This window comes from Pseudomonas sp. FP597 (assembly GCF_030687435.1).
In the GTDB taxonomy this organism is placed as follows: domain Bacteria; phylum Pseudomonadota; class Gammaproteobacteria; order Pseudomonadales; family Pseudomonadaceae; genus Aquipseudomonas; species Aquipseudomonas lactucae.
In genome coordinates this window covers 5,226,671-5,247,487 of the sequence record NZ_CP117432.1, presented here as the reverse complement: position 1 = coordinate 5,247,487, position 20,817 = coordinate 5,226,671, and the positions used below count along the sequence as shown (strand labels likewise).

General features: G+C 53.1%; 20 protein-coding genes. 13 read left to right on the top strand and 7 right to left on the bottom strand.

Annotated elements, in window-relative coordinates:
- The first annotated feature begins 181 nt into the window (after window positions 1-181).
- From PSH66_RS24035 to PSH66_RS24025, 3 genes are all read left to right on the top strand, one after another.
- On the top strand, window positions 182-412 hold the full coding sequence (locus PSH66_RS24035) for an AlpA family transcriptional regulator (protein WP_024777066.1): 231 nt from the start codon (window positions 182-184) through the stop codon (window positions 410-412).
- A gap of 3 nt (window positions 413-415) precedes the next feature.
- On the top strand, window positions 416-1,294 hold the full coding sequence (locus tag PSH66_RS24030) for a helicase RepA family protein (protein ID WP_305427760.1): 879 nt from the start codon (window positions 416-418) through the stop codon (window positions 1,292-1,294).
- 232 nt (window positions 1,295-1,526) lie between these two features.
- Window positions 1,527-2,033, top strand: coding sequence for a hypothetical protein (locus PSH66_RS24025; RefSeq protein WP_225924198.1), 507 nt, complete (start codon window positions 1,527-1,529; stop codon window positions 2,031-2,033).
- A gap of 1,364 nt (window positions 2,034-3,397) precedes the next feature.
- Here the strand turns inward: PSH66_RS24025 and PSH66_RS24020 are convergent.
- The 6 genes from PSH66_RS24020 to PSH66_RS23995 all read right to left on the bottom strand — a co-directional run bounded on the left by PSH66_RS24020 (window position 3,398) and on the right by PSH66_RS23995 (window position 7,496).
- Entirely contained in the window at window positions 3,398-3,718 is a 321-nt protein-coding gene (locus tag PSH66_RS24020) for a hypothetical protein (protein ID WP_305427759.1), read from the bottom strand.
- A 2-nt stretch (window positions 3,719-3,720) separates the two neighbouring features.
- A complete protein-coding gene (trbL, locus tag PSH66_RS24015; RefSeq protein ID WP_305427758.1) occupies window positions 3,721-5,337 on the bottom strand; it encodes a P-type conjugative transfer protein TrbL in 1,617 nt (538 codons plus the stop codon).
- 193 nt (window positions 5,338-5,530) lie between these two features.
- Entirely contained in the window at window positions 5,531-6,325 is a 795-nt protein-coding gene (trbJ, locus tag PSH66_RS24010) for a P-type conjugative transfer protein TrbJ (RefSeq protein WP_370694817.1), read from the bottom strand.
- Between the two features lie 254 nt (window positions 6,326-6,579).
- Window positions 6,580-6,804, bottom strand: a complete 225-nt coding sequence (locus PSH66_RS24005; protein ID WP_096144545.1) for a hypothetical protein — start codon at window positions 6,802-6,804, stop codon at window positions 6,580-6,582.
- Window positions 6,805-6,806: 2 nt separating this feature from the next.
- Window positions 6,807-7,016, bottom strand: coding sequence for a TraC family protein (locus tag PSH66_RS24000; protein ID WP_003380647.1), 210 nt, complete (start codon window positions 7,014-7,016; stop codon window positions 6,807-6,809).
- Window positions 7,017-7,121: 105 nt separating this feature from the next.
- Window positions 7,122-7,496, bottom strand: a complete 375-nt coding sequence (locus PSH66_RS23995; RefSeq protein WP_305427757.1) for a TraK family protein — start codon at window positions 7,494-7,496, stop codon at window positions 7,122-7,124.
- An 817-nt stretch (window positions 7,497-8,313) separates the two neighbouring features.
- Between PSH66_RS23995 and PSH66_RS23990 the strand changes: the two genes are divergently transcribed.
- The 8 genes from PSH66_RS23990 to PSH66_RS23955 all read left to right on the top strand — a co-directional run bounded on the left by PSH66_RS23990 (window position 8,314) and on the right by PSH66_RS23955 (window position 16,672).
- Window positions 8,314-9,201 (top strand): serine protease, encoded by an 888-nt coding sequence (locus PSH66_RS23990; RefSeq protein WP_305427756.1) that lies wholly within the window; start codon window positions 8,314-8,316, stop codon window positions 9,199-9,201.
- A gap of 272 nt (window positions 9,202-9,473) precedes the next feature.
- Entirely contained in the window at window positions 9,474-10,577 is a 1,104-nt protein-coding gene (locus tag PSH66_RS23985) for an ATP-binding protein (protein ID WP_305427755.1), read from the top strand.
- Complete coding sequence (locus tag PSH66_RS23980) at window positions 10,486-13,032, top strand: S8 family peptidase (protein ID WP_305427754.1); 2,547 nt, start codon at window positions 10,486-10,488, stop codon at window positions 13,030-13,032. The genes PSH66_RS23985 and PSH66_RS23980 overlap by 92 nt, the downstream gene beginning before the upstream one ends.
- 99 nt (window positions 13,033-13,131) lie before the next feature.
- A complete protein-coding gene (locus PSH66_RS23975) occupies window positions 13,132-13,326 on the top strand; it encodes a transcriptional regulator (RefSeq protein WP_305427753.1) in 195 nt (64 codons plus the stop codon).
- A 633-nt stretch (window positions 13,327-13,959) separates the two neighbouring features.
- Entirely contained in the window at window positions 13,960-14,130 is a 171-nt protein-coding gene (locus tag PSH66_RS23970; RefSeq protein ID WP_094065496.1) for an acetyltransferase, read from the top strand.
- Complete coding sequence (locus PSH66_RS23965; RefSeq protein WP_305427752.1) at window positions 14,130-14,528, top strand: type II toxin-antitoxin system death-on-curing family toxin; 399 nt, start codon at window positions 14,130-14,132, stop codon at window positions 14,526-14,528. Before PSH66_RS23970 ends, PSH66_RS23965 begins: the two co-directional genes overlap by 1 nt.
- Before the next feature lie 673 nt (window positions 14,529-15,201).
- Window positions 15,202-15,447 (top strand): helix-turn-helix transcriptional regulator, encoded by a 246-nt coding sequence (locus PSH66_RS23960; RefSeq protein WP_141065031.1) that lies wholly within the window; start codon window positions 15,202-15,204, stop codon window positions 15,445-15,447.
- Window positions 15,440-16,672 carry a type II toxin-antitoxin system HipA family toxin gene (locus PSH66_RS23955; RefSeq protein WP_305427751.1) on the top strand — a complete coding sequence of 411 codons (1,233 nt, stop codon included), beginning with the start codon at window positions 15,440-15,442 and terminating at the stop codon, window positions 16,670-16,672. Before PSH66_RS23960 ends, PSH66_RS23955 begins: the two co-directional genes overlap by 8 nt.
- 19 nt (window positions 16,673-16,691) lie before the next feature.
- Here PSH66_RS23955 and treR read toward each other — a convergent pair whose 3' ends face one another.
- Window positions 16,692-17,396 (bottom strand): trehalose operon repressor, encoded by a 705-nt coding sequence (treR, locus tag PSH66_RS23950; protein WP_003175934.1) that lies wholly within the window; start codon window positions 17,394-17,396, stop codon window positions 16,692-16,694.
- A 236-nt stretch (window positions 17,397-17,632) separates the two neighbouring features.
- Here treR and treP point away from each other — a divergent pair, with 236 nt between their 5' ends.
- Both treP and treC read left to right on the top strand, forming a co-directional pair.
- Window positions 17,633-19,075: a PTS system trehalose-specific EIIBC component gene (treP, locus tag PSH66_RS23945; protein WP_078825966.1), complete on the top strand. Its 1,443-nt coding sequence runs from the start codon at window positions 17,633-17,635 to the stop codon at window positions 19,073-19,075.
- Between the two features lie 55 nt (window positions 19,076-19,130).
- Window positions 19,131-20,777, top strand: a complete 1,647-nt coding sequence (treC, locus tag PSH66_RS23940) for an alpha,alpha-phosphotrehalase (protein WP_042945247.1) — start codon at window positions 19,131-19,133, stop codon at window positions 20,775-20,777.
- Window positions 20,778-20,817 lie beyond the last annotated feature (40 nt).

Below are 20,817 nucleotides of genomic sequence, written 5' to 3'. Positions count from 1 at the left end.
TTGACGAAAAAAACTCCTGAAAGAACAACGACATCGCGTTGTTTTTCTGTCCCGAAACTATACGTTTGCAGGACAGTAAGATATTGATTTTAAAGGGAATAAATCCATAAATATCTGTGGAATGCTCTGGAAATATGGGGCAATAATCGAACCTCAAATGCGACAAAACGAGGAGTTCGGTGTGGAAAAAGAATCGAGGAAGTCGAGCAAAGTGCTCATCAGCAAAAAGCAATTGCTGGCAATGATCCCCTTGTGTGAGCGGACGATTTATAACTTCGAAAAGCAGGGGAAATTCCCTCGTCGTATTGCCGTTAGCAGTCGGAAGGTCGTTTGGGATTTGGAAGAGGTCGAGACATGGATTGATACGTGCAGGCAATCCGGCCCGGCCACGCGTCCCGGAATGGGAGCTTGAGTTGTGGCGATTGACTTACGGGCAGCATTCGAGAACGAACCGCCCACACTGGACTTCATATGGCCTGGCTTCCTCGCTGGCACAGTGGGAGCATTGGTAGCTCCCGGAGCTACAGGGAAGAGCTTCTGGGCGTTGGAGGCGGCGATGGCTATCGCATGCAGCGTTGCCGGCGGTGATCTTGTAGGGCTTGCCCCCTCATGCGCTGGTCGAGTGGTCTATTTCGCCGGAGAAGACCCCGAAGTCGCGTTGGTGCGCCGCATTCATGCCATAGGCCAGCACTTAAATCAGCAGGCACGCGAGGCCATCGCGAAGAACCTCGTCCTTGAGTCGATCATGGGCAAACGACTAAACGTCATGGATGATCGGCATCTTGCCCGTATCACCGAGTTTTGCATCGGTGCCCGGTTGATCGTACTGGATACACTTAGCCGGATTCACGACCGTGACGAGAACAGCAACGGCGACATGTCTCGGCTTGTCGCCACGCTTGAGCACGTTGCGGCCAGCACCGGAGCATCGGTGCTTTACCTTCATCATGTCAGTAAAGGCAGCGCTCGCGAGGGTCAAGTCGATCAGCAGCAGGCAGCGCGGGGCGCATCAGCTCTAATCGATAACGCCCGTTGGTGCGGCTTCGTGGCCAAGATGACAGAGGACGAGGCAAAGCGACTGAGTGATCGCACCTATGAGCGACAGGCCATTGGCAACGATAGGCGCAAGTTTTTTGTTCGTTTCGGTGTTAGCAAGCAGAACTACGACGCCACCCCCCTCGACCAATGGTACCAGCGCCAGGAAGGAGGCGTTCTTGTGCCGGTTGAGTTGGCGGAAATGAAGAAAGGTAGCCCGCTGCAAGTCGTAAACGGAAGTGACGATGAGCGGTGGTAACGCCGTGGTCCCCACCAGCTCTATCGCACAGGCCAGAGTGATGCTCTATCAGCCTAGCCAGCGCCCGCGACTGCGGGAGGGTAATTGGGCAGAAACATCATTTGGGCGCTGCCGCGTGACAGGCAGACTAGGGCAGAGGCACGCGGACATACTGGAAGCTGTTCTGTACTGCGCAGAACGTCGACGGTCTGTCTCAGATGGTGGCGTAGAACTTCTGGTAGATCCCGCGCGTGTGAGAAAGACACTTTCCGATAGTCGCTACAGCTTCACACAGATCGAAAAGCTGCTCGCCGAACTGCGAGCCGCAACGATCACAATTGAAACGCCGCAATTTGATTTTCCAATCATCGGCGGATTGATTGACCACGTCATCCCTTCACCCATGACACGTCCCGATCCTCTGACAGGAGGAGCCCGGAACCTATGGCGGGTGCGGCTCGGAATTGCGCTTGTAATGCTCCTTGAGCATGATCTGAGTCTCTACTACGACCCAGCTCCCATTGCGCGCCTCCAGCACGGCATAAGCCAAGCGGTAGCTCGGCACGTTTTGAGCCACAAGGTAGTGCCTACAGGCGGTTGGTATCTAGACACCGTTATCGTGGCGGTAGCCGGACAAGCCTCAAGTCAGGACATGCGCAATGCGCGGCGAAGGCTCAAGGAGGAAGCTGAAGATCTAAGGGGAATTGGGCTTGTACTTGATGGTGACCGCATCAAGAAAAGCAGTGCTTGCAGCAGCTGAAGCGTGCCATACCCGCCCGATGGCGTGTCACACCCGCCCGGTAACGCGTCACACCCGCCCGGAACGTGCCACACCCGCCCGGGGTTAGCAGGATCTTCAGGATATTCAGTTCCTGCGCGGCGCAGCCCGCGCTTGAGGCGCGGTCTGGCCTTGCCAGTGGCCTTCGGCCGTTGGGCACCAAAAAGGGGCAAATAGAGAAACTGAAAAAATCGTACGCTAACTTGAATTCTGTCAGGTTGAGGTCCTAGCAGTTGACGGCGATCCATCAGGAAATACATAAACCGCCCTAGGCTGATGCGGTGCCGGTGAGCGGCCTGACACCGGGTTGAGGTGTACTTCAAACGGACACATCTAAAAATCGTAAGTCTTTGAAAGGTATTGTTAGCTTTCTAAAAACCTGACCGCAAACGATGGCCTCACGTACTATTTTTCCGAATTCTGCGGGCTCCCCGTATCAGGGCCTCTGAGTGAGCTGGTGAATCGGTGCGCTACGCTTCCATTTGTTCTAAAGCAAGCGCTGCAGACACCAGGTCGTCATATGTTCAGCTAGACGGAAAAAATAATATTATGAAAACATTATGATTTCTTTATATTTTGAGCTATGCTCTCTTCTCACTCACAAGGTAGGAAGCAGCACTATGTTTGGTTTCGGAGGCGGTATTCATGCCGCAGTCACAAAAGCAATGTTCGACAACATGAATCGGAAGGATCAGACGGATGTCCTTCAAAAGCTATACGACCAAGGTTACTCAGGGAAAGACATCGCTAGTTTTTTTGAACTGAATGTTCAGACAGTTTATAGCAGAATCAACGCACACAGGGGTCGGGGGGCAGGCTTTCCAGCATAATTTTTTATGTCAGGCCTTATCATCGTTGCGGAATTGCCTGAAACACATAGTTTCAGGCAACTCCGTTTTTTAGCGTACGATTTTTTCCATTTTCTCTATCAACCCCAAAAATAAAGGGTTGTTCGCTTCCTCGAGCTCATGCATCTTCAAGAAACCGGCAAGTCGTGCCGCCTGCGGTCTTTGAATGGGCATCGAAGAAGGAAAGGGCCCTTAGCCGGATCATCTCTTGTGCTTGTCAGAACCCACAGAAACGCCTCAGAAGCTCACGTATTGATCAGGGTTGCCGGTGCCCTAAACATTGATCAGAACGCAGCGTACAACCAATCAGCGATGTGGATAAATGGTACTGAGATAAGTACGTGCGTATTACTGAGGGCGGAGTTTCGCGGAATTTGACCGCATCTGTGATGCTGGTGAAAGTATCTCCTGATTCTTCCCAAATTGGGCATACGTGGCCGCTGCGCCTGGAAAGCAAAACCCCGCGCTGAGGCGGGGTAGTGTGGGGCTGGTCAGCGATCAGCGCTTGCCGCGCTTTTCTTCCCTCTCCGCTTCCTGCGCGGCTCGGATGGCCATCAACACCTGCCGGTTCAGAACGTCGCTACTCTTGCTGCCCAGCAGAGGCAAACGATTCAGGGTATGCGCCCCGGCAAACATGCGATAGGAAGTCGACAAGGCCAGCGGGCTTACTCGAAGCTGCAATGCCGTGTACTGCCGATCCAGCTTATCTAGCTGTGGCCCGTAACCTTTGCTTCGTAGCCACCGGCCGAGTGCCCACATGCCGATGGCGAACGTAAAGGCGAATACTACGAATCCAGCGAACATCAGAAAGCCCATCATGGTTATTTCTCCGGTTGATCGTTCGAGGTCATTCCCGGCACCTTGAGCGAGGCGAGGCGGCCGGGAGCAGAGTTAGTGTCCGAGGCCGGACGGATGACGTTAGGCTCAGCTTGTGAAGCTTCCGTGGCCGATTCTGCTCCATTGGCTGGAGTGGTCGAGTTGGTATCGTCGGGAGCTGGTGGGGGAGATCCTGCACCAAGAGACAAGGCGTGCGCATTCTCCATACCTGGCACTGCCATTGAGGCCATCACGCCGAGCATCTTTGCGCCACCGTCGGCCGCTTGGGAAAGTGCGCTGCCTGAGCTGACAACTCCCCCTTTGGGTGTTGTCTGCTGGTCTTTGTCGTCGTTGCCCTGCGCGGTCTTTCCGGCCTGCTTGGCGGCCTGCTGTACGCCGCTGATTGGAGAGGACGGCGCGGCCGACGCCTGCCCGGGAGAATTGGTGGAGCTGCCGCCGACCTTCGCGCCTGCGGAACTGGCACCCTTGGCCGCTGCGCCGCCGGTGCTGGCACCCACGCCGGAGGACGCCGCTGAACCCATAGACGACGCGGCACCACCTGCGGAGCTGGCACCGGCAAAGCTGGAGTTAATCGCCCCCGCCAGGCCGCCGCCGAGTCCACCGACACCCGCCGCCCCGGCCCCGGCTGCGCTACCAGTACCGGCAGCACCGAGGGCTGCAGCAGGAGCCGCCGCCCCGGCTGTGGCGATGGTGGCCGCCGCAGCCGCCGCCCCGGCAGCACCGGCCACAGCCATCCCACCAATGGCCGAGCCGCCGCCCATTGACGTCCCGCTAATCATGCCACCGATCAAGTCAGGAATTGTCTTCGTGAGGTAACAGCACACTAAGGCCAAACCGACCATCGTCATCAATGACGCTTCGTCATTGGTGTAGGCGGCCAACCACTGTTTTGCCGACTGTACGATCAGGCCGACAATCAGGGTTAGTACAAATAGCTTGGCGCCAATCGCAACGGTGAAGCGCATTGGCGCAATTGCAAAATCCCGCGTCCATTGCGAACCGCCAAAGCCGAAGAACAGCACGGAAGCATTGATGATGACGTAAGACTCTACGAGCGTGACAAACATGAATGCAGCGATGAAGGCGAAGCATGCCAACACAAGGATTGCGCATACAGCGATCAGAAGTCCCTTGGCTGGGGAAAATACTGAAATGCCCTCCACCATGGTGCGGCCAAAATCCAGCGCAACTGCCAGCATATCGCCGGGTTCTAATGCACGCCCGAGGCCGCTCGCCGATGCCGCCGCATCGCGGAAGCTATCCACAATGGCCGTCGACCATTCCACCGAGTACTTCATGACTGCAAGGAAGAAACCGATCACCAGAATGAAGCGCAGCAGCTCGCCGACAATCTCGCCGAAATCGGCTTGCTTCATGACCAGAGGCATGAACGTCCAGATGAACTGGATCGAGGCCAGCAGCCAGAACAGTCTGATCGCATAGTCATACAGCTTCCCTGACCACTGGTGCGACTGTTGCAAAACGAGGTCGAGTAGACCCTGAATCGATGTATCGGCATGGGAAAGGTCGGTTGCGGCCACAGCATCTCCGCCCACGAACACACCAGCCAAGGCGAGGAGCAACAACAGACGACGATCCATCGCTAGTACCCCTTCACGCCGCCGCGAGTGTTCGGGCGCGCCTCAAATGAGACATCAGCGTCACGCTGCTGCCGTTGTTGCTCAGCCACGGCATTACATTTGCTGGTGCTTTGAACTACCACGGTGACCAGGGAACCGGCCAAAGCGGACCCGGCGCACATCAACACGATGAGCCATCTCGAAATAGTCATTCTCAGTACTCCTTCACGCCGCCGCGCATGTTTTTGCGCGCTTCAAACTGCTGTTCAGCTGCTTCGCTAGCGGCCTTCCGGTCGCCTTGCTGGGCAATGTAGTTGCCCTGCATGTGGATTTGGGTGGCCGTCAGATCGCGCAGTTTCTGAAGTTGCTGCACGTTCTGCGAGGCGATTTCGTTGCCTGCCTGTATAGCTTGCATGCGGCCTACGGCTGACTGCGAACGGGCCACCATGCGATCAAGCTGGACGTCTTCAGACTCGAGCGTGCTGGTATTGAGGTTTGCCGCCTCAAGTGCCGTCTTTATGTTGTCGCTGCCTTGTTCCGACCACTTCTGATATCGATCCCGCGCAGGAACTCCTGCTGAGTTCGCTGCTTGATTCAGGTAGGACTCGAAGCCTGGGAAAGCGGTGTTGAACTGAGAGTCCATATTCTGGATCTGGCGGCCTAGGGACTGCGAACGGGTGTAAATGTTGGTCACGTTTTTAAGGTCGGCCGCGATGCTGCCAAACATGGTGCTTGGCAAGCCCGTGCCCTGGGTGACCATGTTCTGATACTGCTGAATCTGCGTCTGTAGTTGCTCGGCAGTGTTTAACGCTGTGTTGACTGCCTCGGCGTACTCAAACATCTGTTGATAGAACGTCGAGCAGTTTGAGCAGTAGATGGCATACGCAGGTGAGGGGGCCAAGTAAAGGCCCACACTAAGACTTGTGCTTTTCATTGCTAAAACAAGGGCAGTTCGTATTCTCGATTTCCGAGCCGATGAAATCGGCGATTTCAGCAATTCCGTATTCATGCCGAACACCTCGTTTTGTCATGGTTCGAGGTTTGATTATTGACAAATTTGGTGTGGTTTGGAATATGCGGATAAGTATCTATCCGCATATAAATCAATGGGTTGCGGGCGCTGGTTGGGTGGGATTGACACGCAGCAACCTAATTTTTCTGGCATTTTCTTTATGCTTGGACCTGTCTGTCTTTCCAGCGTGATGTGTTTTTACGGCCAAAAAAAGCCCACCGAAGTGGGCTTTTGATGAATGGCGTAGCGCATTAGTGGGCTGAGTAATAGGGGTTCTGGGTCCGATAGTGACCACGCTCCGTTTCAGGGATGTGTAGTGTTTCTAGGTGCCAGTTTTCGAGCGAGGAAGCCAACTCTGCCGCAATGCGTTGGGCTTCTCTAACGGCTTTACTAGGTCGCCCGCTGGCTTGACCGAGGTAGGCTTGCAGTTCGTTGAGTTGGTTGGCCAATGCGCTGATGCGGTGAGCAGTTTTCATGATCAATCTCCCTTTCTAATCCTTTCTACAATATTGTCGAATTCTTCCCGAATCTGATCGTCTGTAATTTCAAGATTAACCAATCCTGATTTGATTGCAATTCTTCCAATTCTTTCAGCCGCCTCATTATCCAATTTCGCCAATCTTGCTTTAGCTGTTTCCAGCTCTGAAAGGGCGTCAGAACGGCGTTCTGCGAGAGTTTTTCGAGCCATGGGTTCACCGTTTTTAATGAGGTAAATTTATACAGACTGAAAAGTTCTACCTCATTTTCGCTCCCAGATTAAAGGGGCTACACGGCCTCGCTGTTTCGTGGAGCGTCAGATCAGGTCGTCCCGAGTGTTTCCACTATTTGGGTTGTGGTCGAATACCGCACGTTTTGAGCCGGGTTTGGAAGGCGGTGTGGCGCTGTGCTCCGGCTGTCCTCTTACGACTCCTGTCGGGGCTGGTGAGAGGCTTTGCGATGTGAATTGCCCAGAGCCTTTCCTTTGGTGCCCATCGTCTTTTTCTTTTTGTACATACCTGCCGACGTATTTGGTGAATTGCGGGTAGCCAATGCCAAGCTGTTCTTCGTAATCGTCATAGATCGCACGTAGCGGATGCCCTGCGTCTATCAGCTTACGAAAGTCATCAAGCCTGGCCAGAAAGGCAACTCGCCCTGCGCCGCGATACACCTTTTTCGGCCCATCTGTCATTTGGCGTCTCCTGTCTATGTGGTCACACTAGTGGTCAGCATTTGCTTTAGGCAACTCAAGGAAATTCTAGGAAATTAAAGGAGATTTTTCATATCTGTAACGCAATTTAACGCAACTCAAAGAAATTTAGGGCAATTATAGGTCAGAAATGACCGAAAGTGCGGTAAGGCGAACCTAAGGCGGGCAAGTTGCCTAGAATTGCAGAAGATCAGACGGCAAGATGTGTGTTGTAGGCCTACGCTGCTCCGCAGCTAGGGCCTCCACCACCTACCCTTATTCGCCTTCGGCTCAACGGATCTTGCTCTGCGAGGCCAACAGTCGCTGCCGCGCCTAAGGATGGAAAATTGATACCGATCACAGGAACCATAAGGGGTAGATGACGCCATCCGAATACATCGATTCTCATAGGCAGCAATCCAATCGACGCTGGCCTGTCGCGGTGGGTCTGCGGTCGCGCGCTCTTCAACCGACCCTGCGGGTATCGGTTTTACTGGAGTAAATGAAAAGTGGGCTGGCCCGACAGCAATGTCTACGCAGCCGCCATGAGGAGCCATAGGCATGGCTGGCCTAAACTGTCACTACTGAGCGGTTCCCAGCTCTGCCTGTGCCAAAGGCACCGAAATTTCTCGACATTTGCTTTTCATAGCGGTGAGATTGCGTCCGAGAATGCTACGATGTCGCGCGTGCGTGCGAAGGCGTGGGTGCCGGTCGTACGTGCCTAGGAGCTCTCCAAGAGTTCTACGGCCACGACGCTGCGCCGAGGTGGATTCGGCAGATATTTAACGATTCTGGTCCATAAGCTAGCAATTGGAAAATCATGGGTGATGAAATGAGTTCGCGTTACGATAGGGATATTTGCAGTGACTCTCCAAAACTCGAAGTTGCGGCTATCCAGAGGATGAAGGTATCTGAAGGTGAGGTCGGCGAACTCTTAATCTCAGAACAGGTTTGCTCGTCGGATAAATTGATTGTCCGTGGTAGACAGGATGCCGCTCTGGTGTCAAAAACCGCCTTTGGACAAAGTCTGCTAGTTCCAGGTCATGACCGACGTTCACGTGTGCTAGACACCAGTTTTGACCCATGGCGTAAAATATGTGCGTTAGAAATAACATCGAAGGACGGTGACTCATGTATCGGCACAGGCTGGATCGCTGGGCCACGGCTAATTATTACTGCCGGTCACTGTGTGTTTAATGACGTATATAATGGGTGGATGAAAAGTATTGATATCATTCCCGGGCGTGATGGCGAATCAGAGCCGTTCGGGCGATATCGTTCCGAGAGTTTCTGCTCGATGGAAAGATGGACTGCTGCTGGCGATGAAAATTACGATATTGGTGCGATAATTCTTTCTGAGGATTTGGATAGCAGGCTTGGATGGTTCTCTTTTGGATCTTACCCAGAGTCGCATCTAACAGCACAAATGGTGAACATATCGGGTTACCCGATTTGCGTGGTGGGTGAAGAGCAGATGCATCACTCCAATAGGATTTGCGCTGTTACTGATCATAAACTTTACTATGATGTAGATACAGAGGGTGGGCAAAGCGGGTCCCCAATTTGGCTTTACCCCAATGGCTCTAATACTCCGGTAGTTGTTGGTGTTCATAGTAATGGTGCTGGTAGGTCACTTAACGCAAATTCGGGGGTCAGAATCACTTCGCTTTTGGCCGATAAAATCGCCGAGTGGCGCTCGCGTCAATAAAGGTGCGACGATGAAATCGAAGATAGTTTGCGGGTGTGTGATAGATGATATGGGGCACCCTGTAAAGGGTGCATTTGTCGTAGTGGAGAGTTCTGAAGTACCTGCTAAAGATATAGCGATTGTTACCAACGAGTACGGCGCTTTTAGACTGGAGCTGCCAGGGGGGGATTGCTGTATATCCGCAGTCACGAAGTCAGGAATGAAAGGTGTGAAGAAAATATCGAAATACGCACCTTCAAACGTAACACCAACAATTTGCGTGCATAACTGATATGGCAAGAAGTGACCTTGTTGTAAAACTCGCCCAAGCAGGCTTAAGTGGCGATAAAGCCTCCGTTCGGCGTGTGGTCGAAGCTATAGTATCCGAGGAGAGTGCTAGGCAACACCACATATACGCCCAGAAATTAACGGATACCCTCCGGTCCGCGAGATGGAGTAATTCCGAAGAGTCTGTACCTAAGGCTGAGGCGTTTTCATATGGTCATGCTTATCAAAAAGAATCAGCTCAAGATTTGTACTCTGAGGTCGTGAGCACGCGAGGTGTTTCAGATCTTTATTTAGCACCTGAAGTAAAGCTTGCGTGCGCGGAATTAGTTGAGGAGCATCAGCGAGCTGATTTGTTGCGATCATTTGCTTTGGAGCCGCGCAGTAAAATTTTACTGACCGGCCCCCCAGGCAATGGTAAAACTAGCTTGGCTGGCGCTATCGCTTATGAGCTTGGTCTTCCTTTTTTCGTAATGCGATACGAGAGGATTATTGGCAGTTATCTAGGTGAGACTGCAGCAAGGCTTCAAGCTGCTTTTGATTTCTTTAGAACGCGGCCATGTGTTGTCTTTTTTGATGAGTTTGATGCAATCGGTAAAGAGCGAGCTGATGCGAATGATGCGGGAGAGATAAAAAGGATCGTTAGTACCTTGCTTCTACAGGTAGATGATCTCCCATCATATAATGTGTTTATCGCTGCAACCAACCATCCAGAAATAATCGATAGGGCAGCCTGGCGCCGATTTCAAATTCACGCCAATCTTGATTCGCCAAATTCAGAGCAGATCGGAGAATGGTTGGGTAAATTTGAGGTTTTAGTTGGTGAACGCTTTGATGATTTCAAAAGTGATTTTGTTAATGCGCTAGATGGAAGTAGTTTTTCGGATATCGAGCAGACGTTGCTCGATATCCGTAGAAAGTTGATTCTCTCTGAAGGTCGGCTGAGTTTAAAGGTCGCTGTCAAACAGCGTCTATCGCAGTGCCGCCCTAGTAACTCGACTAAGGATGATCGTAGATATCATGGAAAAGCTTCCACTGCTGATTCTAAATCCACCAAGCCAAGACGCTCGCCTGAAGGGCAGTCAGAAATTTTTCAGCATCTCGACACCTAGTTCCGATCGTCAATTAGTTAGGCTGGGCCCGAAATTTGAAACTCTGAGGCGTTATTCCCAAAACCCTGTTTCTAGCGGGACTATTTCAGATGATACAGATGGTTTGCATCCTGAAAAAGCAATTGTATTTGAGCTGGCTCAATCGAAACAAGAATTCAAGAAAGCCGCCGAAAAGCTAGGATTGACTTGGGTCGATGAAGCAGATTTCTCATATTCGAGCGATGATGACTTCTTTGATAAAAAGAAGCCAGATAAGACAATGGAGGGACGGCTTTACCTAACAGTTCCCAATCAGCGAGCAATTGGTGAGTTACTAAAGCTTTGGACAATCTATAGCTCTGGCAAAGAGCTTCCTAGAGGTTATGGGGATTGGAAAAAACTGTTTTCTCATTTGTTGGATATTCGAGCCTGGGGGGCACAGGATAGGCTTACGCCCGAAGCAGCAAGGTACATTGCGGGTTTAGGGGAGTCGAATGGCGATAATGTTAATTTCGAGTTGGAACTCGTATTCCATGGTAATAAAAACCGTGATGAGGCCGCGGAAAAATCTCTGTTGGAAAAAATTGATATTGAATCTACAGAGGTTTTAGATACGTCGTATATTCCCGAAATTAGGTATCATGCTCTCCTTGTTTCCATTTCTAAAACGGAAGCTAGAAAATTACTGGATCTAGAGTCGGATTTGTTAAGTCTCGATGAAATTGCCTATCTGCGCCCGCAGGCAATGAGTGTTTCGTCCTCAGATCCTGACGATATAGAGCAGGTTGTAGAGTCGTCTGATAAAGTTGTGTTGCATCCCCCCGTTGCTGCATTGTTTGATGGAGTGTTGGTGCAAAACCATGAGCTTTTAAAAGGGCGTCTTGTAATTGATGATGGTGAAGATCTGGAAAGGACATCTCCAGTCCACACACGACATCATGGCACCGCTATGGCATCACTAATTTTACATGGCGACCTTGCAAAGGAAGAAGCCGCTCTACAGCGTAAACTTTACGTGCAGTATCTGCTCGCTGCAAGTCAGGAGTCTTCAGTCGAAACAACGCCTCAGTCACGACTTTTATTGGATGTGATATATTCGGCCGTTTTACGTCTAAAACAAGCACCAAAAGAGTTGGGTGGCGATGTTTTTGTCATCAATTTATCATTGGGTGATATCAATAGACCATTTTCAGGGCAGATGAGCGCTTGGGGCAGGTTGATAGACTACCTCGCGTGGAAATATAATTTGCTGTTTATAATTAGTGCTGGGAATATAGTCGAAGGCTTATCTCTAGCTACTATCAAACAGCCAATACAATTGACTAAGCTGACGGATGATGAGCGCCATCTGCTTTTTGTTACAGCAGTCCAAGCTAAAATGGCTCATAGGAGCATATTTTCACCTGCAGAAGCTATTAACGCTCTTACTGTAGGTGCGAGTCACTCTGATGGCTGTTCTGCCGCTCCAAGTCCATATCTTATCGAGCCGTACTCTAGTGAAAAATTTCCTAGTTTGATATCTGGTTTAGGGTTGGGCTATAAACAGGCTGTTAAGCCTGAGGTGCTGAATTGCGGAGGGAGGGCTCTCTACTCTTATATCGCGACTGCAGACGGGCTTATGTTGGTTCCTGGAAAGGCTGGGCGCTACTTTGGGCAACAAGTCGCCGGTGTTTCCAGTACCACTGATCTTGTTCGTACTATTGGTACAAGCAACTCTGCCGCACTAGCGACTAGGGCTGCCGTAATTATTCATGATGAGCTCAAGTCTCAGTTTTCGGCGCCGGAGTTTGAGCGTATTCGATCCTTTTTACCTTCAATTGTTAAGGGCTTAATTGTGCACTCCGCTAGTTGGGGGAGCGCCGGTTCTTTTCTAGAGGGTGCTCTGGAGCCAAAAAGTGGGAGACTATGGAAAAATAGACGCTCCAACATCACTCGTTTTCTAGGCTACGGAAAAATCGAGCTTTCTCGAGTTCTCGAATGCACTGAGCATCGAGTTACCATGCTTGGCGTTGGTGCGTTGCGGAGTGAAGGCGCAGGCCTTTTCAGTTTTCCATTGCCTAAATCTCTTTCAGGTAAGAAAGATGTTAGGAGGCTAGTTGTTACTTTGTCTTGGCTTAGTCCTACAAAACCCGCAGAGCAGTTTTATAAGGATGCTCTTTTAGATTTTATAACTGAAGATACTAATGGATCCCCGATTGGAGTTTCTCGAGTACCTGCGAATCAGCCACCTTCAGATACATCTCGCCGTGGCACGGTGATACATGAGATTTACGAAGGGGAAGATGCGGTGCCAATTGGCGACGATGATATTTTACGTATCAGAGTAGAATGTCGTACGCAGGGAACTGGGGCTTTACCCCCCATTCCATATGCGTTGATAGTGACTTTCGAGGTCTCAGATACGCTGAAGGCTAATGTTTACTCCGAGATTAGGGATAAAATCAGGCTGCCTTTGCGCAGCAAAGTTCAGAGTTGAGGATGCCCTCGAGAGCCGCCCTAGAGTTTTTATAAGAAAACTCTTGGCGCCTACCGAGCTAATCTTGAGTCGCCCGCTTAACTGATAGGATGGTGCCAGATGAAAGATCGATCCCACGACGAAGCGATGGCCGAGCAGTTCTTGCTCTATCCCGAATATGCAGTCGAGTTACTGACTGAGGTACGCCGTAATGGGGACCCTGCAGAGTTGGCCATCCTACTAAGGCAAGTGGCCAAGGCGTTTGTCCCGGAGGAGGGGACGGCCGAGCTGACAAGCAACTCTCCATACGCCTGATGGGATGGTATATTTCATGGCATAAGCGCTGCTGTATATTTTAAAGCTCTGAAATGTAAGTATTTTTTTGAAGTATTGATAATAGAGTGGGAATGAGCCTGCGCCCCCTAAGGCACCTGTGTTGACTAACAAAAATGCCCGCTGAGTTGCGGGCCTTTTGCATTTGTCACCCTCCGAAACTGGCGGACCTGTTTAAAGGCAACTCAACACGATCAGAATCTCAAGACCGGGATGCGAGACATTTTGGATGTCTACGGTGAGGCCGCCAGGCTGGGCTCGCTGCTGCCGAGATGAGCCGCAAGGCCAGCCTGACGGATTACGAGTTCGCGGCCTTTGAGAGTGCGCACGACAAGACGCCCGTCCGGACAGTGACCTTTGAATGATCGTTCTTGATACGAATGTAATTCGGAGCCGTTACGACATTTGCCTGGGCCAGCGTGATTGAACGTATTGACGCACTACCGCTGCAGATGCTTTTCTGTCAGTAATGACTGATGCTAAGCCATGCGCTGGCGTGGCACTGATGCCAACCAGCAAGCGGCGTACAACGCAGTCGATGGCTCGGTGTATCTTGCCTCTCAGTGTGCTACCGTGTGAGTAGAAATTGATCAAACCGTTTGGGGTACTCATGTCATGAACCACAAGCTGAACACTTATGGCGTATCCATAGTAGAGCGGCCTAAAGTTAAAGCCATCAAGAAGCTGGATTTGGGTGGCGATTCGGGTAAGCAGATCGTTTATTCAGAAACCAAGCTCGTTCTCAGGACTCACAAGAAGACCTTTCAGAAGTTGGCTGACATGTAATGGAATTGATCTTCTTTCCATTTGAACGTGTTATTGAGATAAACACTCAGATCTTGACTACCGAGCCCGGTATGAAGGGGCCAATAAATATTCCGCTTTTACAAGGCGCGCTGGCTCGAATCGACAACGCGATTGCCTATAATGGCCTCGACGATGTATTTGAAATTGCCGCCAAGTACACTGCCAGTATTGCGCAAGGCCACGCACTGCCTGATGCTAACAAGCGCACCGGGCTTGCAGTCGGCTTGGAGTACCTTTCGCTCAATGATTATGAAATTACTCTAGACAATGATCTGATAGCGGATGCCGTTAGGGATTTGGTTATCGGTGATATCAACGAGCATGATTTCGCTGATATTCTTTACTCCTGTTTCATCGCCTCTCAGGATCAGGTTTAACTCTAGGAAGGTCTGTCAAATTCACTGGCTCGATTAGCCGTAGTCATGTGGGCAATAACAGAGTTTTCCAGGCTGGTCCGAAGAAGTCACAAGCGGTGCTCACACAGGTCTTTACAACGCGCGTGGCGTTCATTTTCGTGGGGAGGGTGGCGGGCAGGAAAGGGAGCTTGCAGACAAATATCGCAATTGGGCAGAAACTATTCAGTTCACGCATCCTTTCGTCGCGTCTTCACTCCTGATGTCTCTGGTGAGGACGTATGAATGGGAAGCCGAGCGACATGACACGGAGGCGGGGATACGGCGTCGCTTAAGGCACTAACAGTGCTAAAAGCATTTTCTCGCGCTCCATGGCTTGGGTTTTTGAATCAGTGTGCCTACCTGTACCAGGCTAGGGGTATGGTGTTTTTTATGGTATCCATGTGGTTTTTAGTTTTAAGTCATTGTAATTTAAAGAGTTAATTTCAATTTAATAATAGAGTGGGAATAATCCTGCGGTAACAAATGGGTGCTGAATAACAAAACCCCGGTCTTTTGGCCGGGGTTTTGTGTTTTCGGAGCGTCAGCCTTATCAAGAAACGGATCCATATAAAACACTATTCAGGACTTTTTGCATCTTATATAGTGCATTAATTCAATTTTTGCAATTTTTGCATTGTATAGGATGCGTTTTGGTATGGGCGATTTAGGTATATTGATCAAAAATCTGCGCAAGGCCGCCGGCCTCTCACAAGCCCAGCTCGCGCAGCGCCACGGCATGAGTCGCGCCACTATCTCGGGGATCGAGAACAACACCATCCCGGAAGTGGGGATTCGCAAGGTCGGGGCGATCCTCGAGGGGTTGGGGTATGAGTTGACTGCCATACCCAGGCATCGTCGCAAAACTCTCGATGAGCTGAAATCAGGAGGCATCCATGACTAGTCGACGTGATCGGTTGTATATCGGTGCTGGGGGTGTGCCTGCTGGAACGCTCGGGCGCGGTGAAGACGACCGGCGTGATTCGGTGTTCTCGTATAACGAAAAGGTTGCTGAAGAGAACGCAGTTTCCCTGACCATGCCCGTGCGCTTGGAGAGCTACAACTGGAAGTATGGCGTCCATCCGTTGTTCGAGATGCATATCCCTGAGGGGCATCTCAAGGACGAACTTGTGCGACGTTTCAGCAAGTCGGTACACGGCTTTGACGACTTCACCCTGCTGGGCATTGTGGGCCCACACCAACTGGGTCGTATCAGCGTTTCTCGTGCCGCGGGTGGTGAGTCACTGCCTGAGATCAAGCTCGCAGAGTTATTGGTCTATGACGGGGCAAAAGACCTGTTCGATGATCTTCTGAAAACCTACGCGGCCTATTCCGGGGTCTCGGGTGTTCAACCAAAGGTGCTGGTGCGCGACCTGAACGATACGGTCCCCGGCATTGAACGTCTCACGCATAGGGGCGCCACGCATCTGGTGAAAACGTTCAATGAATCTGAGTTTTCACAATTGGCCGCCAATGAGTTTTTCTGCATGCGGGCCGCAGTCCATTGCGGCTTGGAGGTGCCTGAGTTTCAGCTCAGTCAGCACGGGAAATTCCTGGTGGTGAAACGGTTCGATATCGGTGCAAGCGCCTACCTCGGATTTGAGGACATGTGCGTTCTATCGGGATGGGGAACCGCCAGGAAATACGACGGCAGCTATCAGGGATGCACGAAGCTGATCAGGTCATTTGTCACACCCAGCCGCGTCGTCAGGACACTGGAAGACTTCTTTTTGATGGTGGCGCTTTCTGCCGGGATCCAGAACGGTGACGCGCACCTGAAAAATTTCGGCCTGCTGTATGAGAATTGCGCAAAGGACGCGGACGTTTGGCTCGCCCCGGCTTACGATCTGGTGACCACCACGGTGTACAGCGGCAACGACATCATGGGTTTGCTGCTCGGCGGGTCGAAGGCTTGGCCAAAGCGCAAGATGCTGGTCCAGTTTGGACGCAGTTCGTGCGGTTTGACAGAGACCCGTTGCAATGAACTGCTTGCCAGGGTGCAAGACGGCATGGCTCGCGCGATGGCGGAGCTTTCAGAATACCGAAGCACTCACCCGGAGTTCGAGGCAGTAGGGGAGAAGATGACCGCTGCTTGGGCAGCAGGACTGGCGAAGAGTATCGCAGTGTAGTGATCTTCCCGGCTTACGATTACCGCCGTGCAATATCCGAAAAGTAAAACTTATCCAACGTATGCCGCGACTCGGTGTACTCGAACTGCCGCCCATCCTGCAAAAACGTCTGGTTACTCACCACGATCACATGGCTTTGCCCATCCAGGTCCAGGTGCGCCTGGTCGTCCTTGCTGCGGGGCAGGGCTTCGATGGTGCGTTGGGCGTAGCTGATCTGCAACTGCAAGGTCTGCTCGATGAACGCGTAGATCGACTGCCCGGCAATCGCCTGGTCCAGCCCCGGGATCACGTCGGCGACGAAGTGGTTGATGTCGAGGATCACCCGTTTGCCGCCAATGCGTCGTACCCGCTTGATCTGCGTGATCAGGCTGCCGGGTTCGGCTTCGATGTGTTCGAGCAGCGCGCCCTCCAGGGCGAACTGGCTGAACTGCACCACTTCGGTCTGTACGTCATCGCCCAGGTCGGCATGGGTTTCGCGAAAGCTGACGATGCCGCCCAACTGGAACTCGATGGGGTTGGGCGACAACACAAACGTGCCCTTGCCATGAATCTTTTGCGCGAAGCCCCGCTCCTGTAACTGCTCGATGGCCCGGCGCACGGTGCCACGGCTGGCCTGGTAGGCGCTCATCAATTCGGTTTCGGAAGGCAGGCGGGTACCACGCTGCAGCCGTTCGGTCGTGATGCTGGCAAGCAGATCGGTATAGATCTGGTTGTATTTGCTCATGTTGGAGGGCTCTGTACCGCGTTGGCGTTCAAGGCAGGAACCTTAGTGGCAGTGCCGGGGCGTTGTCCATTCAATCGATTTGAAATTTCAGAAGTATCCGACACAGAAAACAGAAAATTAATCCATTTTTAAACTCGTCTGTACGAGTTGTTGATTTAACTCGTACAGACGAGTACTTTTGACGTCGTTGGACTGCCAAGGTCACTCCCGATAACAAGAAAAGTGGAAGAAAACCCATGAGCCACGACTACCCCAACATTGCCCGCGAGTTGCTCCAGCACCTCGGCGGCGCCGATAACCTGGAGCAGGCCGCGCACTGTGTGACGCGCCTGCGCCTGGCCCTCAAGGACCAGAACCTGGTCAACAGCCCGGCACTGAACCAGGTCGACCTGGTCAAGGGCTCCTTCTTTACCGGCGGCTTGTTCCAGGTCGTCATCGGCCCCGGCGAAGTGGAAAAGGTCTACGCCGCCCTGCGCGAGCAGACCGGCCTTGCCGCCTCGACCATTGCCGACGTCAAGAAAGCCGCCGGCGACAAGATCAACCCCCTGCAACAACTGGTGCGGGTGTTCTCCGATGTGTTCATGCCGATCCTGCCGGCGCTGATCATTGCCGGCCTGTTGATGGGCATCAACAACCTGATGGGCGCCAAGGGCATGTTCATCGAGGGGCAAACGCTGCTGGAGGCCTATCCGAACCTGGATGGCCTGTGGAGCCTGATCAACCTGATGGCCAACACCTCGTTCGTGTTCCTGCCGGCGCTGGTGGGCTGGTCGGCGGCCAAGCGGTTTGGCGGCAGTGAAATCCTCGGCATCGTGCTTGGCCTGATGCTGGTCCACCCCGACCTGCTCAACGCCTGGAACTACGGCAAGGCCGTCGCCGGCCTCGACGGCCAGAGCCTGCCGTACTTCGATATCTTCGGTTGGTTCCAGATCGAAAAAGTCGGTTACCAGGGGCAGATCCTGCCGATCCTGCTGGCCGCCTACGTCATGAGCGTGATCGAAAAATGGTTGCGCGCGCGCGTGCCGAATGCCATCCAATTGCTGGTGATCCCCATCACCACCATCGTTGTTACCGGCGTGCTGGCGCTGGCGATCATCGGCCCGGTGACCCGTCACCTCGGCATCCTCATCACCGAAGGCATGGTCACCCTGTTCGACCTGGCGCCCATGGTCGGCGGCGCACTGTTCGGCCTGTTGTATGCGCCGCTGGTCATCACCGGCATGCACCACATGTTCCTCGCCGTGGACCTGCAACTTATTTCCAGCCAGGGCGGCACCTTTATCTGGCCAATGATCGTCATGTCCAACCTGGCCCAGGGCAGCGCGGCACTGGCGGTGTTCTACATGACCCGCAACGCCCGTGACAAAAGCATGGCCTCGACCTCGGCGATTTCCGCGTACTTCGGCATCACTGAGCCGGCGATGTTCGGCGTCAACCTGCGCTTCAAATTCCCGTTCTACGCGGCGCTCGCCGGTTCCGCGTTGGGCAGCATTTTCCTGTCGCTGAACAAGGTCCAGGCCTCGGCTATCGGTGTGGGTGGCCTGCCCGGTTTCATCTCGATCATGCCTGAGTTCATCCCGTTGTTTGTCGTCGGCATGACGGTCGCGATCGTGGTGCCGTTTGCGCTGACCTGTGTGTTGAGCATGAAGATTGTCCGGCCGGGTTATCGGGTTGCCTGAACTATCGCTGATGAGGCCTTCAAGGCCAGTACAAAATTCTACTCGAGGACCCACCATGCAAGCCTGGCAACACTCGGTGATCTACCAGATCTATCCCAAGAGCTTCCACAGCCATGCAGGGAACGCGACCGGCGACCTGCTGGGCATCGTCGACAAGCTCGACTACCTGCAATGGCTGGGCATCGATTGCCTGTGGGTCACCCCGTTCCTGCGCTCGCCCCAGCGCGACAACGGTTACGACATCAGCGACTACTACGCCATCGACCCCAGCTACGGGACCATGGCCGATTGCGAGCTGTTGATCCACGAGGCGGCCAGGCGCGGCATCAAGCTGATGCTGGATATCGTGGTCAATCACACGTCGGTCGAGCATGAGTGGTTCCAGCAGGCGCGCAGCAGCCTCGACAACCCGTACCGTGACTTCTACATCTGGCGCGACCAGCCGAATAACTGGGAGTCCAAGTTCGGCGGCTCTGCCTGGGAGTACGAGGCGCAAACCGGCCAGTATTACCTGCACCTGTTCGACCATACCCAGGCCGACCTCAACTGGGACAACCCCCAGGTGCGCGCCGAAGTGTTCAAGATGATGCGCTTCTGGCGCGACAAGGGCGTCGGTGGCTTCCGGCTGGATGTGATCAACCTGATCTCCAAACCGGCGGACTTTGCGCAGGACGCCAGCGACGGTCGGCGTTTCTACACCGACGGCCCGAACGTGCACCGGTACCTGCAGGAAATGCACCGCGAAGTGTTCGAGGGGTACGACCTGATCAACGTCGGCGAAATGTCGTCCACCAGCCTTGAGCACTGCATTCGCTATTCGCGGCCCGAGTCGAAAGAGCTGTCGATGACGTTCAACTTTCATCACCTGAAAGTGGATTACCCGAACCTGCAAAAATGGATACGGGCAGACTTCGATTTTCTGCAGCTCAAACGCATCCTGTCCGATTGGCAACTGGGTATGCAGGCCGGTGGCGGCTGGAACGCACTGTTCTGGTGTAACCATGATCAGCCGCGAGTGGTCTCGCGCTTCGGTGATGACGGCGAGTTCCGCGTGGTGTCGGCCAAGATGCTCGCCACGGCGCTGCACTTCCTGCAGGGCACGCCGTTCATTTACCAGGGCGAAGAGCTGGGCATGACCAACCCGGGTTTCGAGCGCATTGAGCAGTACCGGGATGTCGAGACCCTGAACATCTATCGCCTCAAGCGCGATGCCGGCGAGTCCGAGGCGGCGAGCATGGCGGCGATCATGCAGAAGTCCCGCGACAACGGGCGCACACCGATGCAATGGAACGCCGGGGAAAACGCCGGCTTCAGCCGTGGTGAGCCGTGGATCGGTCTTGCGGCCAACGCCGCGCTCATCAATGTCGACAACCAGCGCGACGACCCGCATTCGGTGCTGCATCACTACCGTGCCCTGATTGCCCTGCGTCGGCACCAGCCGCTGATCCAGGACGGGGTGTATCGCCCGTTGCTGGCCGAGCACCCTCAAGTGTGGGCGTACCTGCGCGAAGGGCAGGGCGAGCGCCTGTTGGTGCTGAACAATTTCTACGCCGCACCGTGCCAGATCCAACTGCCCCCCGATGTCATCACCGAGGCGACCGAGCAACGCCTGCTGATCAGTAACTACCCCGACTGCCCGCCACGCACAGGCACTGTCTCGCTGCGACCTTACGAGTCGTTCGTGCTGCTGCTGAGGGGCTGAAACACCCGCTGTATGACGCGACAAACACAATAAAAATAAA

Coding starts and splice junctions, on each gene's coding strand:
- PSH66_RS23965 (WP_305427752.1), top strand. CDS start 14,130: ATGGAATTGATCTTCTTTCCATTTGAACGTGTTATTGAGATAAACACT.
- PSH66_RS24005 (WP_096144545.1), bottom strand. CDS start 6,804: ATGAAAACTGCTCACCGCATCAGCGCATTGGCCAACCAACTCAACGAA.
- PSH66_RS23990 (WP_305427756.1), top strand. CDS start 8,314: ATGGGTGATGAAATGAGTTCGCGTTACGATAGGGATATTTGCAGTGAC.
- treC (WP_042945247.1), top strand. CDS start 19,131: ATGCAAGCCTGGCAACACTCGGTGATCTACCAGATCTATCCCAAGAGC.
- treP (WP_078825966.1), top strand. CDS start 17,633: ATGAGCCACGACTACCCCAACATTGCCCGCGAGTTGCTCCAGCACCTC.
- trbL (WP_305427758.1), bottom strand. CDS start 5,337: ATGGATCGTCGTCTGTTGTTGCTCCTCGCCTTGGCTGGTGTGTTCGTG.
- PSH66_RS23960 (WP_141065031.1), top strand. CDS start 15,202: ATGGGCGATTTAGGTATATTGATCAAAAATCTGCGCAAGGCCGCCGGC.
- PSH66_RS24020 (WP_305427759.1), bottom strand. CDS start 3,718: ATGATGGGCTTTCTGATGTTCGCTGGATTCGTAGTATTCGCCTTTACG.
- trbJ (WP_370694817.1), bottom strand. CDS start 6,325: ATGAATACGGAATTGCTGAAATCGCCGATTTCATCGGCTCGGAAATCG.
- PSH66_RS23995 (WP_305427757.1), bottom strand. CDS start 7,496: ATGACAGATGGGCCGAAAAAGGTGTATCGCGGCGCAGGGCGAGTTGCC.
- PSH66_RS23970 (WP_094065496.1), top strand. CDS start 13,960: ATGAACCACAAGCTGAACACTTATGGCGTATCCATAGTAGAGCGGCCT.
- PSH66_RS24000 (WP_003380647.1), bottom strand. CDS start 7,016: ATGGCTCGAAAAACTCTCGCAGAACGCCGTTCTGACGCCCTTTCAGAG.
- PSH66_RS23975 (WP_305427753.1), top strand. CDS start 13,132: ATGAAAGATCGATCCCACGACGAAGCGATGGCCGAGCAGTTCTTGCTC.
- PSH66_RS23955 (WP_305427751.1), top strand. CDS start 15,440: ATGACTAGTCGACGTGATCGGTTGTATATCGGTGCTGGGGGTGTGCCT.
- treR (WP_003175934.1), bottom strand. CDS start 17,396: ATGAGCAAATACAACCAGATCTATACCGATCTGCTTGCCAGCATCACG.
- PSH66_RS23985 (WP_305427755.1), top strand. CDS start 9,474: ATGGCAAGAAGTGACCTTGTTGTAAAACTCGCCCAAGCAGGCTTAAGT.
- PSH66_RS23980 (WP_305427754.1), top strand. CDS start 10,486: ATGGAAAAGCTTCCACTGCTGATTCTAAATCCACCAAGCCAAGACGCT.